Below are 14,131 nucleotides of genomic sequence, written 5' to 3'. Positions count from 1 at the left end.
ACCGGCATGCTGACCGAAGGCCGCCGCCTCTGGGGACTGGTGCGCAAGGAGACGCTGCAGATCGTCCGCGATCCGAGCAGCATCGCCATCGCCTTCGTGCTGCCCCTGATCCTGCTGCTCATCCACGGCTACGGCATCTCCCTGGACGCCGAGGTGGTGCCGGTGGGCGTGGTGCTGGAGAGCGACGCCGAGGAGGCGCGCAGCTTCGCCGCGGCGCTGGAGGCCTCCAGCGCCTTTCGCACCACCCTTTTCCGGAACCGGACCCCGGCCACCCGAGCGCTCCTGACCGGGCACCTGGATGCGGTGGTGGTGCTGCCACCCGATCTGGAGCGGCGCCTGCGCGGGCCGGGCACGGATCCCGCCGTCCAGGCGGTGGTGGACGGCGTGGACGCCAACCACGGCAGGCTGGTGCGCGGCTACCTGGAGCGGGCCTGGACCCAGTGGGTACAGGAGCGGATCGTTGGCGCGGAGCGGGGCGCCACCGTGAACTTGGCCTACCGCATCTGGTTCAATCCGGAGCTGCGCAGCCGCCATTACCTGGTTCCGGGACTCATCGCCATCATCATGACCCTCATCGGCGCCATGCTCACCGCGCTGGTGGTGGCCCGGGAGTGGGAGCGCGGCACCATGGAGGCTCTGCTGGTGAGCCCTATCAGCGTCAATCAGTTCCTGCTGGGCAAGGTCCTCCCCTACTTCCTGCTGGGCATGGCCGGCATGGCCTTCACCACGGCCATCGCGCTGTTCCTGTTCCAGGTGCCCCTGCGCGGCTCCCTGCCGGTACTGTTCGGCGCCGGCGCCCTGTTCCTGCTGGCCGCCCTCGGCATGGGACTGTTCATCTCCACAGTCGCCCGCTCCCAGTTCATCGCCGCGCAGGTCGCCATCCTGGCTACCTTCCTGCCAGCCTTCATCCTGTCGGGCTTCATCTTCGATATCCAGTCCATGCCCTGGCCCGTGCAGGCCCTCACCTACCTGCTGGCGGCCCGGTATTTCGTCAGCATCCTGCAGACGGTCTTCCTCGCCGGCGACGTGTGGGCGGTGATCCTGCCCAACGCCGCCGCCCTGCTGGGTATGGCCGTGCTGTTCCTGGGCCTGACCCGGGCGCGAACCCGCAAGCGGCTGGAATAGGAGAAGCGCGATCGCCAGCCTGAACCGGATCTGGGGACTGATCGTCAAGGAGCTCCTGGCCCTGCTCAAGGACCCGCGGGCGCGCGTGGTACTCATCGCGCCGCCCCTGGTACAGCTCCTGGTGTTCGGCTACGCGGCCACCTTCGACGTCAACGACGTCCGGGTGGGGGTGCTCAACCGCGACGGCGGGGAGCTTTCCCGGCGGCTCGTGGCCGGTTTCTCCGGGGCACCCGCCTTCCATGTCACCCGCCACCTGGACCAGATCCGCCAGGCCCGGCCCCTTTTGGGGGACAAGAAGGTGGACATGGTGCTGCACATCGGCCCCGATTTCGGCGCCCATCTCCACCGGGGACGGGCCGCCCGGGCGCAGGTGCTGGTGGACGGCCGCAACTCCAACACCGCCGCCATCATTTCCCAGTACGCCGGCAGCATCGTCGCGGCCTTCAACCGGGAGGCCCTGGGCAACGGCGGGGACGCGGAGCTGGCGATCCGGGCCTGGTTCAATCCCAACCTGGTGAGCCGCTGGTTCATCGTGCCGGGGCTGGTGGGCGTGCTTACCCTGGTGGTGACCACGCTAGTCACCGCCCTGTCGGTGGCCCGGGAGCGGGAGGCGGGCACCTTCAACCAGCTCCTGGTCACCCCGCTCCGGCCCCCGGAGATCCTCCTCGGCAAGGCCCTGCCGGCCATCTTCATCGGCCTGGCGGAGGCCTCCGTCATCGTGGCCTTCGCGGTTTTTTGGTTCGGTGTGCCCCTCGCCGGGGACCTTCGGCTGCTCTACTTGGGCCTGCTGCTGTTCATGCTGTCCACGGTGGGCATGGGGCTGTTGATCTCCTCGCTGTGCGCCACCCAGCAACAGGCCTTGCTGGGGGCCTTCCTCTATATCGTCCCCGCCATCATCCTGTCCGGCTTCGCCACACCCATCGCCAACATGCCGGAGACGGTCCAGGACCTGACCCTCCTGGACCCCCTGCGCTACTGCCTGGTGGTAGTGCGCGGGGTCTTCCTCAAGGACCTGCCCCTGGAGCTGCTGCTTCCCCAGCTCTGGCCCATGGCGCTCATCGGGCTAGTCACCCTGTCGGCGGCGGGAGCGCTGTTCCGAAGCCGTCTCGGCTAACGGCGAAGACACGACAAGCAGCGGCCCACCCTTCTTGTGCGCGGCTGTATCGGTACAATGGGCCCTCTCCCAACCCAAGGCCAGCGAGGAAGACCATGCCGCGCTTCAAAGGGGAACCGGACTACCGCCACGGCAGTCCCGAGCGCACGGGCGTGCTGCTCACCAATCTGGGCACCCCGGACGCCCCCGACCGCCCGTCCCTGCGCCGCTACCTCAGGGAATTCCTGTGGGATCCGCGCGTTGTGGAGGTTCCCCGGCCGCTGTGGTGGCTGATCCTGCACGGTGTGATCCTGCGCACCCGACCGGCCCGCTCCGCGGAGTCCTACGAGCAGGTCTGGGACACCATGGGCGAGGGATCGCCGCTGATGGCCATCTCCCGCCGTCAGCGGGAAGGCCTGCAGGCGCGGCTAGAGGCGCGCTTCGACGGTCCGGTAACGGTGGCTCTGGGCATGCGCTACGGCAGGCCCTCGCTGGCGGAGGGGCTGGCGGAGCTCAACCGGGCCGGCGCCCGGCGCATCCTGGTGCTGCCGCTCTACCCGCAGTACTCCGGCTCCACCACCGCCTCCACCTTCGACGCGGTGACCCGGGAGCTGCGGAGCTGGCGCTGGGTACCGGAGCTGCGCTTCATCCAGCACTACCCCAAGGACCCGGGCTACATCGCCGCCCTGGCCGACAGCGTCCGCGAGCACTGGGCCGCGCACGGCGAGCCGGACCGGCTCGTGATGTCCTTCCACGGCGTGCCCAAGCGCTATCTGCTGCAGGGCGACCCCTACCACTGCGAGTGCCAGGCCACGGCCCGGCTGCTGGCGGAGGCCCTGGGGCTGCCGGAGGAGCGCTGGCAGGTGACCTTCCAGTCGCGCTTCGGCCGGGCCGAATGGCTCCAGCCCTACACGGACGCCACCATGCAGGCCCTGCCCGGCGAAGGGGTGAAGAGGGTGGACCTGATCTGTCCGGGCTTCCCCGCCGACTGCCTGGAGACCCTGCAGGAGATCAACGACGAGAACCGCGAGTACTTCCAGGCCGCCGGCGGCGAGACTTTCCACTACATCCCGGCGCTGAACGACCGCGCGGACCACCTGGACGCGCTGGCGGAGCTGGCCGCGCGCCACTGCCAAGGCTGGCCGGAGCACGCCGGATGGGACCCCGCCCGGGCCGAGGCGGAGGCGGAAGCCAGCCGGGAGCGCGCCCACGCCCTGGGCGCGGAGCGGTAGCGTCCAGCGCAGAAACTCGTTGCCGTTCCGAGAGCCGGATGGCGCCGGGCGCGCCCTCCGGCCACCACTTCCCAGCCGAGACCGGGAGGAAAGCCATGCCCGTATCCATTACCAGCCTGTACGCCGCCCTGAACGCCCTGGTGCTGATAGGGCTGGCCATCCGGGTGAGCGCGGTGCGCCGAGCGGCGGGCATCAATATCGGCACCGGGGCACATCCGGGCCTGGAGCGGGCGGTCCGGGCGCACGCCAATGCCGCGGAGAACATCCCCATGGGGATGGTGCTGCTGCTCACCCTGGAGCTGGTGGGGGGCGCGGCGTGGCTGCTCCACGCCTGCGGAAGCCTGTTCGTGGCGGGACGGGTGCTGCATGGCTGGGGCTTAAACCGCTCGGCCGGGGCCTCCTTCGGCCGGGTGGCGGGTATGACGCTCACCTGGGGGATTATGGCGGCCCTGGCCGCGGCCAACCTGCTGGCCCTGGCCGGCTTACCGGCAATCCGGGCCTAAGGTCCGGAACGGCCCTCAGGATTTTAAGCTACGCAATGGGCCCCGGCGGAAGCGGCCACCGCTCCCGCCGGGGTTTTCGATCGGGCGATCCGGATCCGGGGGTGCCGGGACGGGCCGGCCTCAGGCGCGGAAGAGCCCTCCGAACAGCCGATAGTTCACCCGCGCGGCCTCGATAATGGCCTCCTGGTCCACGGGCGCTTCGATGCCGTCCAGCAGCTCGCGCAGCTCCGCCACATGCTCCACGTCCATGTCGCCGTGGGAGCTCAGGAAGCTCAGCCCCTCGGGCGGCTCCAGCCCCAGCCGGGCGGCCAGCGCGTCGGCGGCCCGGGAGGCGAGGTCGGCGGCGGTCTCCTCGAGAACGTAGATCATGCCGAACACCGCGCAGGGACTCACCCGCTCCACCGCGTAGTAATTGTAGCCGATCAGGGCCTGCAGCTCGGGACTCGGGGTGGAGCTGCGAACCGCCTCGGGATCGCCGCCCAGGTCCCGGACGTCGCTCAGGACCCACTCCTCGTGGCCTTTCTCCTCCTCGATATCGTGATAGAGGGCATAGCGGAGCTCGCGGCGGTCCTCGCCCATGCGCGAGGCCGCGGCGGCCATGGTGGGGCAGAAGTGCCATACCATGTGGTACAGCTGGGTCAGGAAACCGAGGTATTCCTCCTTGGCGAGGCCCTCGGTGACCAGATGCTGAAGGCCGGGCATCTCCCGGAGCTCGGTGCGTTGCTCCAGGGTGGCGTCGTAGAAGCGCTGGTAAAAGGCCATCGGTTCCCCCTTTCGGCCCGTCAGCGGGCCCGGATCACGTGAGCGCGCATCCTGTCTCCCACGGCTTCCGCCATCTGCCGCCACTGGTCCGCCAGCTCGGGCTCCAGATGCGCTTCCAGGGTTTTCTGGAACAATAACAGCCACCTATCCAGAAGGCTACGCGTAATCCCCAGGGAGCTGTGGGCACCGATCATATCCACCACGGGGGGCTCGGCCATCCGCCCGCCCATGGCGACCCACCAGTAGCCGATAACCTTCTGCTCGTGCGCCTCCCGATCGGCAATGGGGAGGAAGAACGGGGCGAGCGCCTCGTCGGCCCGCAGCCGCTCATAGAAATCCCGCACCACGGCTTCCACCCGATGGTAGCCGATCTTGTCGCACAAGGGCTCCAGCTTGCGGACCATGGGCGGCCCTAATCCTCCTCCAGCGGCGGCGTGGCCCGGTATTCGCGCTCCGTGCTGAAAGGCACCCCACGCTCCTCCCAGGGACGCAGATCCAGATGCTGTTCGTAGACATAGCGCTGCATGCCCTTGATCAGGGTGTAGCACATGATCAGCAGCAGGATGCCGAAGGGGAACCCGGTGGTGATGGACGCGGTCTGCAGGGCGGTGAGGCCGCCGCCCACCAGCAGCACCGCCGCCACGATCCCCTCGGAGACCGCCCAGAACACCCGCTGTGTGGTGGGCGGATCGGCCTTGCCGCCGGCGGTAATGATGTCGATTACCAGGGAGCCGGAATCGGAGGAGGTGACGAAAAAGGTGATCACCACGAGGGTCGCCAGCAGGCTGGTGATGGTGGCCAGGGGAAGATGGTCGAGGAAGGCGAACAGGGAGCGGGCCACGTCCTGCTGGGCCACCGCGGCGATGCCGCCGTCACCCATCATCTCGATCTGCAGGGCGCTGTCGCCGAAGATGGTGAGCCAGATGAAGGTAACCACGGTGGGGATGAACAGCACCGCGGCTATGAACTCACGGATGGTGCGGCCATAAGAGACCCGGGCGATGAACATGCCCACGAAGGGCGACCAGGCGATCCACCAGCCCCAATAGAACACCGTCCAGTCGTTCTGCCACTGGGTGTGCGTATAGGTCTCCGTCCAGGTGGCCAGCGTGGGGAAATTCTGCAGGTAGAAGCCCAGGTTCTCCACGAAGCCGTTGAGCAGGAACAGCGTGGGCCCCACCAACATGACGAACAGCAACAGCAGACCGGCCACCACCATGTTGGTCTCCGAGATGCGCCGGATGCCCTTGTCCAGGCCGGATACCACAGAAACCGTAGCGATGGCGGTAATGATGGCGATGAGCACGATCTGCACCGGCAGGCCCTGCTCCAGCCCGAACAGATAATTCAGACCGCCGTTCACCTGCTGCACCCCCAGTCCGAGGGAGGTCGCCACCCCGAACAGGGTAGCGAGGGTGGCGAGGATGTCGATCATATGCCCCGGCCACCGGTAGATTCGCTCACCGAGCAACGGATGAAAGGCGGAGCGGATGGAAAGCGGCAGTCCACGGTTAAAACCGAAGAAAGCCAAGCACAGGGCAACGAAAGCGTAGATGGCCCATGCATGCAATCCCCAATGCAGATACGCAATCCCCATGGCATCTTCAGCGGCCAGCACCGTCCTGGGCTGGGCGTTGTGGGGACTCAGCGGCGGATTGATGTAGTGGAGGATGGGCTCCGCCACCCCGTAGAACACCAGTCCGATGCCCATACCCGCGGAAAACAGCATGGCGAACCAGCCCACGTAGCCGAATTCCGGGCGGGCTCCGTTACCACCCAGCCGGATACGGCCGAAACGGGTGAACAGCAGGACCAGCATGAAGCCCAGCAGGATGTTCACCGCCAGGACGAAGAACCACCCGGTGTAGGTGGCGATGGTCGCCTGGACCGTGCTGAACATCTCCTCGGCCACGTCCACGTTGGCGATGGTGATGGCCACGAACAGCACGATCAGCGCCGCGGCGGTGAAGAAGACCACTGGGTTCAGATCGATATACGGCTCGCCCCGCCGATTTCGGAGCACCAGATTCTGCATGGACGCACGCCTCCTGCTTCCGGGCTTTCCGGACCCGGTCCATTGGCGGGCGGACCGTCCCGGTCCAGACTCCCGATATTGCAAGTATAGGGGTTCCGGGACTCTATCAGGGCGGCCCCCGCGGCACCAGCAAGCGGCGGGTCAGGGGGCGCGCCAGACGGCGAGCGCGAACAGGATCCAGGAAAGGATGAAGGCGGTTCCTCCCAGGGGCGTGATGGCGCCCAGCCAGCCCGGCCCGCCCAGGGCGAGCCCGTAGAGAGTCCCCGCGAAGATCAGGATACCGGCCAACATGACCCAGCCGGCGGCCCGCAGCCAGGGCAGCGGACCGAGGGTCAGGACCACCACGCCCACCAGGATCAGGCCCAGGGCGTGATAGAAATGGTACTCTACGCCCGTGTGGAACACCTCCAGCATGCGCTCTCCGAGCTTGCCGCGCAGCCCGTGGGCGGCAAAGGCCCCGAGGATCACGGCCACGGCGGCATTGGCCGCCCCCAATATCAGAAACTTATGCCCTACCGGCATCGCCCAGCCTTTCTCATTTCTTCTCAGGGATTGCGTTTTTTCTTTTAGACGTTCCCCGCCCGAATCGTAAGCTCTCCCAGCCCTCCCTTCCCTTATTTGTCTATTTGTCGCCCGGTGGCTCCCTCCTGGGGGCTAAAGCCCCGAAAAAGATGGAACCTCGCCCCTGAGCCCCACTGACAGCCCATTTCTGCAAGCGCGGACCCTCACCGGGCCTTGCACCGGCGGAAAGATTCCTCCTCGGGAATGGCCTGTCCAGCAACCTTCCACCGAACGGGCAGCCCGCCTGATTCTGGAAGAGGGAATCCCAACCGCCAAGGAGCACGGCCTCTGGCAGGAGCGGGTGACTTCCGGACCGGCCCAAGCCAGGAGGTCGCACTCCGGCGGACCGTACGCACCCACTGGGACGACTCCGGCGTGGACCGGGAACCGTCCGCCGGAGAGCAGGGCGAACCGTCTCCTGCCGCGCATCCGGCGAGGCCGCGGCCGGAGACCACCCCGTTCAGCCGGCCCGGGAAGATTCAGGGCGGCGAAGGCGTGCAGCAGCAATCCGACGCCGAGGGCCGGGGGCGCGACGAGCTGCCCACCAGATCTTGAAGAGCACGGCCTACGCCCCGCCGGAATACGTGGGCTCAGACCATTCCCCGCTTTTCCAGGTAGCGCTGGTGGTAGTCCTCCGCCGCATAAAAGTCGGGCGCCGGGACGATCTCCGTGGCGATGGGGCTTCGGTACCGCTCCTGGGCTCGCTCCAGGGAGGCCCGGGCGGCCGCCTCCTGGTCCGTGTCGTGGAAGAAGATCACGCTCCGGTACTGGGTCCCCACATCCGGCCCCTGGCGATTCACCTGCGTGGGATCGTGGATGGACCAGAACACCTCCAGCAGCTCTTCGTAGCCGAGGCGGTTCGGGTCGAACTCCACCCGGACCGCTTCGGCGTGGCCCGTCTTTCCCGTGCACACCTGTTTGTAGGTGGGATGCTCGACATCCCCGCCGCTGTAGCCCACCGTCACGTCGGTGACCCCTTCCACGCGGCGGAAGGCCGCCTCGATCCCCCAGAAACAGCCGGCTCCAAAGGTTGCGATTGCCATCTCTCCCTCCATTGCTGAACGGCATTCGGGCGCCGGGACCGTCTTCCATTGGACCATCGGCACGCGCTCGGGATCGGCGCTTCCGGGACGGCGCGCTTCGGGCCCGGCTCCGTTGTAACGGGCCTGCAACTCCGGGCCCCTAGGGTGGCATTTCGATGCCACATTTCCGGGAGCTGCCCCTGATGGAAACCCGCCAACTGCTGGACGAGGCCGTGCGGGACGACGCCGACCGGCCGAGCCGGCCCCTGCAGGACCGCCTGTTCACCCTCCTGTTCCGGGGGTTCGTCTATCCCCAGATCTGGGAGGATCCGGCGGTGGACCTGGCCGCCATGGAGCTGGAGCCGGGCCACCGCGTGGTCACCATCGCCTCCGGCGGCTGCAACGTCCTGAATTATCTGGCCGCCGCGCCCGTGCGGATCACGGCACTGGATCTGAATCCCGCCCACCTCGCCCTCACGCGCCTCAAGCTCGCCGCGGTGACATATCTGCCCGGCCATGAGGATTTCTTCCGCATGTTCGGACATGCGGACGAGCGGGACAACGTGCGGCGCTACGAGCGCCACCTGCGGGAACGGCTGGACCCGGAGACCCGGGCCCACTGGGAAGCCCGGCAGGGACTGCGCGGTCGCCGCATCGACCTGCTGGCGCGTAACCTGTACCGCTACGGCCTGCTGGGCCGCTTCATCGGCGGGGTCCACCTGCTGGCCCGCCTGCACGGCCGTAATCCGCGCCGGGTCCTGGCGGCCGCCGGCCCCGAAGAGCGCCGCGAGGCCGTGCGGCGCGTCACGCGGCCGGTGTTCGCCAACCCCCTGGTACGCGCCTTCTGCCGCATGCCGCTTTCCCTTTACGGACTCGGCATCCCGCCGGCCCAGTTCCGCAGCCTCACCGCCAGCGCCGACGGCGACCTGCCCGCGCTGCTGCGGGCCCGCCTGGAGCGTCTGGCCTGCGATTTCCCCATGGAGGACAACTACTTCGCCTGGCAGGCCTTCGGCCGCGGCTACGACCGCAAACAGCGCAAGGCGGTCCCGGACTACCTGAAGGAGGAGCACTTCGGCGCCCTGCGCGAACGGGTGGACGGCGTCACCACCCGCCAGGCCAGCATGACCGATTTCCTCGCCGAACAGCCCGCGGCGAGCCAGGACCGCTACGTGCTGCTCGATGCCCAGGACTGGATGAGCACCCGGCAGCTCGCCGCCTTGTGGACGGAGATCAACCGCACGGCCCGCCCCGGGGCCCGGGTGATCTTCCGAACGGCGGGCGAGGCCAGTCCCCTGGAGAGTACGCTCCCCGCCGCCCTTCTGGAGCCGTGGACCTACGACCGGGATGCGAGCGCCGAGCTCACCGTCCGCGACCGCTCCTCCATCTACGGGGGCTTCCACCTCTATCGGAGGCCGGAATGACCGCGCTGGACGCGGGAGTGCGCATGGATCGGATGTACCGGCTCCAGCGCCACGTCTACGACCTCACCCGCAAGTACTACCTGCTTGGCCGGGACCGGCTCATCCAGACCCTGGACGCGGGGCCCGGCGAGCGGTACGTGGAGGTGGGCTGCGGCACCGCGCGCAATCTGGTGCGGGCGGCGCGCCGCTACCCCGCGGCCCGCTGGTACGGCGTGGAGCCATCCGCCGCCATGCTGCGCACCGCGGGGGCGACGCTGCGCCGCACGGGGCTGGAACAGCGGATCACGCTCGTCCACGGGGACGCGGTCTCCTTCGATCCCGGCCCGGACTGCGGGCTCGATCGCCCGCCCGACGGCATCTGGTTCTCCTACGCCCTGTCCATGATCCCGGAATGGCGGGCGGCCCTGGACCACGCGGCGGCGCTCCTCCCGCCGGGCGGGACCCTGCACGTGGTGGACTTCGGCGACCTCGCCGGACTGCCGCCCCCCTTCACGCGCTTGCTGGACGGCTGGCTCACACGGTTCGAGGTCACCCGGCGTCCGGAGGCCATCGCCGATCACCTCCGCGCCCTGCAGGGGACCCTGGAGGCCACCGCCCTGTACCGGGGCTACGGACTGCTGCTCCGGTTCCAGAAGGCCTGAGCCGGTCGGACCCGACCGCATCGGCAACGGCCTCCGGAGCCGGATCAAGCCAGCGGCGGCAATCGCTCCATGAGGTAGCAGAGGCAGTCCTGACGGATGATGGTCGGATCGTGGCTGAGCATGGAGGGCATGACCCGCAGCCGCGTCCGCAGCTCGCCGCGGTCCACATGGAAATAGCGGTCCGTCACCTCGGCACCCTGCTCGTCGCGGGCGACCACGTAGTCCTCTGCCGCGCCACTGCGCCCCCGCACCTCGGCCAGGCCGGTGCCCGCCGGAAGCTCGCGGAAATTGAGGCGGTCCAGGTCGTCCCGGAGAACCAGCTCGCCCCCCTCGAAGCCGAAGCGCACGGAGTCCCGCACATTGACCGTGGCCACCGTGTGGTAGAGGTCGTAGTCGTGCCGGGGCACCGGGTGGACCGGCACCTCCCGCAAATGCAGCATGGCGTCCACCAGCTCCGCCGCATGGGCCGCGCCCGACGCATCCCCAGGCTGTCCGCATTCCACGGTTATGGCCGGGGCCAGCTCGGCGAAGGCATTGGACTGCACGGCATCAGGGCGGGTGAAGTAGACCACTGTACGGCTGAACAGGGTGGCCAGGTGCAGGAAACGGTGATCGAGGCGGTTGACGCAGCCGTAGTGGGGGTTGCGGCCGGTGTTGTTGTGGATGTCGACGCTGGCGAGCACACCCCGCTCCGCCATGCGCGCGTGGACCTCGGCGGCCAAAGCGTGCTCCGGGGTACCCGAGCCGCGCCAGATGCGATTGTAATCCGGCTGTCCGTCCAGACGGCGCTGGCCGCTCCGGGCGGCGGCCACGTTGCCCACGAATACACTCATGGCACGCGGCAGGGGCCCGCCCCCGTAGCGCCGGAGCACCCGGCGGACCGCCTCCCAGCCGGTGGTCTCGTTGCCGTGCAGCAGCACGGAAACGAACAGGGCCGGCTCGCGGCGCCCGGGTAGGTGGAGGAGGGCCGGGGCGCCCAGGACGTCTTCCAGCTCCCGGGCCTCCCGCTCCAGGAGGCCCTCGGGAAGTCCCATGTACTCGCCCAGTTCGAGCCGTTCCAGGCCATGGGAACGGTGCTCGCCGCTATCCACGATCGACTCCACTCGTTCGGTTGCCCGGCGGCGCAGCCCGGAGAGACCTTCTAGACCGGCCATTCATGCACCGGCGCGCCGCTGTCCTGGTGGCGGCGGTAGGCGGCCACCAGTGCGGCGAAGTCCCGGCCGTGCGCCTGGGTATAGGCGATCTGCCAGGCCGCGCCGGTGCGGTGGCGCCGGACCCGCTCGTCGAGGATGCCCAGGTAGCGTTCCACGTCGCTCCGCCCGCAGCCCAGGTCCTCCAGGCCCTCGCGGGCCTGGGGCAGCAACCGGCTGCGCAGGAGCTCGGCCAGGGGTCGGCGGCGCCCGTCCAGCCAGGTGAGGCTGCCCTTCAGGCCGTGCTTGGCGGCGGTATAGAAGTTCTCCCGCGCGGTGGCGAACTCCAGCACCGCCTCGGGCGGCTCCGGCTGCTCCGCCAGGGTGTGGAGCAGCCCGTAGAAGAGGGCCGCGTTGGCCAGGGTATCGGCCACGCTGGGACCGGCCGCAACCACCCGATGCTCCAGGCGGAGGTGGGGGGTGCCGTCGGTATCGAACCCCAGCAGCGGCCGGACCCAGCGCCAAATGGTGCCGTTATGCAGGCGCAGGTGCGCCATATGCTCCGGCGGATCCTCCAGCTCCACCGGCAGCAGCACCGGGTAATGGGCAAGATTCTCCTCGAAGAGCTCCAGCATGGAGTGCCGGACGTAGCCGCTGCCGAAGGAGGCCCGCTTCACCGGGCCGAAGGCCGCCCCGCCGAATCCACCCGCCGCCACCGACTGCTCGAACAGCGGGATGCGGGTTTCGCGCCATAGCCGCCTGCCGAACAGGAAAGGCGCGTTGGCGCTCGCTCCCACCAGGGGCCCAGCCAGCACCAGGGCGGCATTGTAGTACCGGACGGCCCGCTCCGCGGGCGGCTGCAGGTGGAGCTGGAAGGAGGTGGTCACCGCCTCCAGCATCACGTCCCGATGCTCGGTATGCAGGAATTCGGCCCCCTGGATGTCCAGCATTACGGGTCGGCCGCGCCGCACGCGCATGACCTGCTCGTTCAGGGCCCGGTACCGCTCCAGGGCCGACATATTGTCCAGCCCCAGCATGGCGTCCGTAACCGTGGGCAGGATGCCGATCATGACGGGCGCCGCTTCCAGCGTTTCCGCCGCCTCCCGGCAGCGGGCCCAGTTGGCCGCCAGCTCCGCTTCCATGGCCCCGAGCACGCCCCCGCCGAGCGGCCGGGGCCGGGCACCCAGCTCGAAATTGAACCGGGCCAGCTCGGGGGTCACCTCCGGGAGGCCAACGCGGCGTAGGAATGCCTCGTTGATCGGGGCGGGAACCTGATCCACATCAACCAGCCAGGCTTCGAGCTCATAGCCCGCGACGCCGTGGTGCCGGGAAAACCCCTCCTCCCGGAACAGCTCGCGGAGCCGCTCCGTGTCCCCGCGCAAACGCCGGGCGAAGCGGTCGAAATCCCGCTGCTCGAAGCGACCGCCCTTGATTTCGCGCCCCATAGCCGGAACCGGCCTCTCCGCGGGAGAAGGTTCGAAACCAGTATACCCCCCTTGGCCGGGGCCCTGTCTGCACCCCGGCAATACGGCCTTTTCCCCAGAAAGCCCCTCAAACCCCTAGGGGGATGAGAAAAAGCGGGTTCCATGGTCTAAATGGGGAAAGAGGCATCGCGCCCCGGGCACCCGGGCGCTTGCGCTAACGCTTGCACCAAGATGACGAGCTCAAGATCGAGACCGCTGCCTGAGGAGGCACAGCATGTATGATGTACGCGCCATCCGGTCCATGTACCCGCATCCCATGCCGGCACGCTGTCTTCACCTCACGGAGCGTGGCTACTGCGTCGGCGGCGCCATCCAATGCTACGTTGACCGGAAAGAAGTACCCTTCGGCGGCGCCTTCCCCAGCCCGCATACCCTGAGCGCCGTCCTCCGGCGGGCCAATCCGCGCCTGAACCGGTTCGAGGCCCGCACCCTGGCCGGGCAGATCACCTCCGCCAACGACACCGGGGAGTTCGATCGCGCCTGGGACCGGGCCAAGGAGGCCCTGAGCCTGCATTACGAGGTGGAGCTTCCCGAGTCCGTGTCACCGGCTCAGCCCGCTTCGGAGAAGACCGTGGAGAGTCCGTCGGCGGACCTCCCCGACTCCTCCGGCTAGACCGGGCCGCCTAATCCGGGGCCCAGCCCCGGCGGGAGCGGTAATGCTTTGGCAAACCATTCGCGCCTACTTTCTGCCTTCGGCCCACCCGGGCCTGCAGCCTGTGAAGGATCGCCAGGGGGAGGAATTCCGTCCCAAGCGGGACGGCTACGGGAGGCGTGTGGAACGGGACGAGTGGGAGAGCGTCTGGGACGGTTATGAAGCCGATCAGCAGAGGGCGCGCAACCGGGCCCTCGTCCGCCCCTTCATGGGCGTGTACATGCGGCGGTGGGCCGGACTCGGCCTGCTGCTTTGGATTCCCAGCGAGCTGTTCCAGTGGAGCGGGCTGCCTCTACTCTCCTGGCCCCTGTTCCTGGCCGCCCTGGGATCCTTCCTGATGGTGTTCCTACTGTTCCTGCTGCGTGAGGAAATGAGCCACTGAGCGCCGGCATCCGCTTCCGGCGCCGCACGGCACCCCGGGCCACCCAGGCCCGGGGCCGCCCTATCCACCGGGAAGCGCGGTCCGTCCT

At 68.6% G+C, this 14,131-nt stretch carries 15 protein-coding genes; 8 read left to right on the top strand and 7 right to left on the bottom strand.

The window, feature by feature from the left end:
* Nucleotides 1-6 precede the first annotated feature (6 nt).
* The 4 genes from ACERLL_RS05095 to ACERLL_RS05080 all read left to right on the top strand — a co-directional run bounded on the left by ACERLL_RS05095 (nt 7) and on the right by ACERLL_RS05080 (nt 3,953).
* Complete coding sequence (locus tag ACERLL_RS05095) at nt 7-1,125, top strand: ABC transporter permease (protein WP_373654982.1); 1,119 nt, start codon at nt 7-9, stop codon at nt 1,123-1,125.
* Between the two features lie 10 nt (nt 1,126-1,135).
* Complete coding sequence (locus tag ACERLL_RS05090; RefSeq protein ID WP_373655195.1) at nt 1,136-2,239, top strand: ABC transporter permease; 1,104 nt, start codon at nt 1,136-1,138, stop codon at nt 2,237-2,239.
* Between the two features lie 95 nt (nt 2,240-2,334).
* On the top strand, nt 2,335-3,450 hold the full coding sequence (gene hemH, locus ACERLL_RS05085) for a ferrochelatase (RefSeq protein WP_373654981.1): 1,116 nt from the start codon (nt 2,335-2,337) through the stop codon (nt 3,448-3,450).
* Between the two features lie 95 nt (nt 3,451-3,545).
* Entirely contained in the window at nt 3,546-3,953 is a 408-nt protein-coding gene (locus tag ACERLL_RS05080; RefSeq protein WP_373654980.1) for an MAPEG family protein, read from the top strand.
* A gap of 120 nt (nt 3,954-4,073) precedes the next feature.
* On the opposite strand, the gene ACERLL_RS05075 is transcribed toward ACERLL_RS05080, so the two are convergent.
* From ACERLL_RS05075 to msrA, 5 genes are all read right to left on the bottom strand, one after another.
* Nucleotides 4,074-4,715, bottom strand: a complete 642-nt coding sequence (locus ACERLL_RS05075; protein ID WP_373654979.1) for an iron-containing redox enzyme family protein — start codon at nt 4,713-4,715, stop codon at nt 4,074-4,076.
* A gap of 20 nt (nt 4,716-4,735) precedes the next feature.
* On the bottom strand, nt 4,736-5,119 hold the full coding sequence (locus ACERLL_RS05070; protein WP_373654978.1) for a truncated hemoglobin: 384 nt from the start codon (nt 5,117-5,119) through the stop codon (nt 4,736-4,738).
* 8 nt (nt 5,120-5,127) lie between these two features.
* Nucleotides 5,128-6,750 carry a BCCT family transporter gene (locus ACERLL_RS05065; protein ID WP_373654977.1) on the bottom strand — a complete coding sequence of 541 codons (1,623 nt, stop codon included), beginning with the start codon at nt 6,748-6,750 and terminating at the stop codon, nt 5,128-5,130.
* A gap of 141 nt (nt 6,751-6,891) precedes the next feature.
* Complete coding sequence (locus tag ACERLL_RS05060) at nt 6,892-7,272, bottom strand: DUF423 domain-containing protein (protein WP_373654976.1); 381 nt, start codon at nt 7,270-7,272, stop codon at nt 6,892-6,894.
* A 629-nt stretch (nt 7,273-7,901) separates the two neighbouring features.
* A complete protein-coding gene (gene msrA, locus ACERLL_RS05055; protein WP_373654975.1) occupies nt 7,902-8,354 on the bottom strand; it encodes a peptide-methionine (S)-S-oxide reductase MsrA in 453 nt (150 codons plus the stop codon).
* A gap of 182 nt (nt 8,355-8,536) precedes the next feature.
* Here msrA and ACERLL_RS05050 point away from each other — a divergent pair, with 182 nt between their 5' ends.
* Nucleotides 8,537-9,754 carry a BtaA family protein gene (locus ACERLL_RS05050; protein ID WP_373654974.1) on the top strand — a complete coding sequence of 406 codons (1,218 nt, stop codon included), beginning with the start codon at nt 8,537-8,539 and terminating at the stop codon, nt 9,752-9,754.
* The gene (locus ACERLL_RS05045) at nt 9,751-10,395 is read left to right on the top strand and encodes a class I SAM-dependent methyltransferase (RefSeq protein WP_373654973.1); all 645 of its coding nucleotides are present in this window, start codon (nt 9,751-9,753) and stop codon (nt 10,393-10,395) included. The genes ACERLL_RS05050 and ACERLL_RS05045 overlap by 4 nt, the downstream gene beginning before the upstream one ends.
* A 44-nt stretch (nt 10,396-10,439) precedes the next feature.
* Here ACERLL_RS05045 and ACERLL_RS05040 read toward each other — a convergent pair whose 3' ends face one another.
* Entirely contained in the window at nt 10,440-11,429 is a 990-nt protein-coding gene (locus ACERLL_RS05040) for a M14 family metallopeptidase (protein ID WP_373655194.1), read from the bottom strand.
* A gap of 107 nt (nt 11,430-11,536) precedes the next feature.
* Nucleotides 11,537-12,970, bottom strand: a complete 1,434-nt coding sequence (locus ACERLL_RS05035; protein WP_373654972.1) for a glutamate-cysteine ligase family protein — start codon at nt 12,968-12,970, stop codon at nt 11,537-11,539.
* Between the two features lie 253 nt (nt 12,971-13,223).
* Here ACERLL_RS05035 and ACERLL_RS05030 point away from each other — a divergent pair, with 253 nt between their 5' ends.
* Nucleotides 13,224-13,622: a hypothetical protein gene (locus tag ACERLL_RS05030; RefSeq protein ID WP_373654971.1), complete on the top strand. Its 399-nt coding sequence runs from the start codon at nt 13,224-13,226 to the stop codon at nt 13,620-13,622.
* A gap of 43 nt (nt 13,623-13,665) precedes the next feature.
* Nucleotides 13,666-14,043 carry a hypothetical protein gene (locus tag ACERLL_RS05025; protein WP_373654970.1) on the top strand — a complete coding sequence of 126 codons (378 nt, stop codon included), beginning with the start codon at nt 13,666-13,668 and terminating at the stop codon, nt 14,041-14,043.
* The last annotated feature ends 88 nt before the right edge of the window (nt 14,044-14,131 follow it).

Source organism: Thiohalorhabdus sp. Cl-TMA, from assembly GCF_041821045.1.
GTDB classification, from domain to species: domain Bacteria; phylum Pseudomonadota; class Gammaproteobacteria; order Thiohalorhabdales; family Thiohalorhabdaceae; genus Thiohalorhabdus; species Thiohalorhabdus methylotropha.
The sequence above is the reverse complement of the archived record's forward strand: the minus strand, read 5'-3'. Positions and strand labels throughout refer to the sequence as shown.

Excerpts from the sequence above, each read along its gene's own strand:
- ACERLL_RS05095 (WP_373654982.1), top strand. The coding sequence starts at position 7 with ATGCTGACCGAAGGCCGCCGCCTCTGGGGACTGGTGCGCAAGGAGACG.
- hemH (WP_373654981.1), top strand. The coding sequence starts at position 2,335 with ATGCCGCGCTTCAAAGGGGAACCGGACTACCGCCACGGCAGTCCCGAG.
- ACERLL_RS05080 (WP_373654980.1), top strand. The coding sequence starts at position 3,546 with ATGCCCGTATCCATTACCAGCCTGTACGCCGCCCTGAACGCCCTGGTG.
- ACERLL_RS05075 (WP_373654979.1), bottom strand. The coding sequence starts at position 4,715 with ATGGCCTTTTACCAGCGCTTCTACGACGCCACCCTGGAGCAACGCACC.
- ACERLL_RS05070 (WP_373654978.1), bottom strand. The coding sequence starts at position 5,119 with ATGGTCCGCAAGCTGGAGCCCTTGTGCGACAAGATCGGCTACCATCGG.
- ACERLL_RS05065 (WP_373654977.1), bottom strand. The coding sequence starts at position 6,750 with ATGCAGAATCTGGTGCTCCGAAATCGGCGGGGCGAGCCGTATATCGAT.
- ACERLL_RS05060 (WP_373654976.1), bottom strand. The coding sequence starts at position 7,272 with ATGCCGGTAGGGCATAAGTTTCTGATATTGGGGGCGGCCAATGCCGCC.
- msrA (WP_373654975.1), bottom strand. The coding sequence starts at position 8,354 with ATGGCAATCGCAACCTTTGGAGCCGGCTGTTTCTGGGGGATCGAGGCG.
- ACERLL_RS05050 (WP_373654974.1), top strand. The coding sequence starts at position 8,537 with ATGGAAACCCGCCAACTGCTGGACGAGGCCGTGCGGGACGACGCCGAC.
- ACERLL_RS05045 (WP_373654973.1), top strand. The coding sequence starts at position 9,751 with ATGACCGCGCTGGACGCGGGAGTGCGCATGGATCGGATGTACCGGCTC.
- ACERLL_RS05040 (WP_373655194.1), bottom strand. The coding sequence starts at position 11,429 with ATGGGACTTCCCGAGGGCCTCCTGGAGCGGGAGGCCCGGGAGCTGGAA.
- ACERLL_RS05035 (WP_373654972.1), bottom strand. The coding sequence starts at position 12,970 with ATGGGGCGCGAAATCAAGGGCGGTCGCTTCGAGCAGCGGGATTTCGAC.
- ACERLL_RS05030 (WP_373654971.1), top strand. The coding sequence starts at position 13,224 with ATGTATGATGTACGCGCCATCCGGTCCATGTACCCGCATCCCATGCCG.
- ACERLL_RS05025 (WP_373654970.1), top strand. The coding sequence starts at position 13,666 with ATGCTTTGGCAAACCATTCGCGCCTACTTTCTGCCTTCGGCCCACCCG.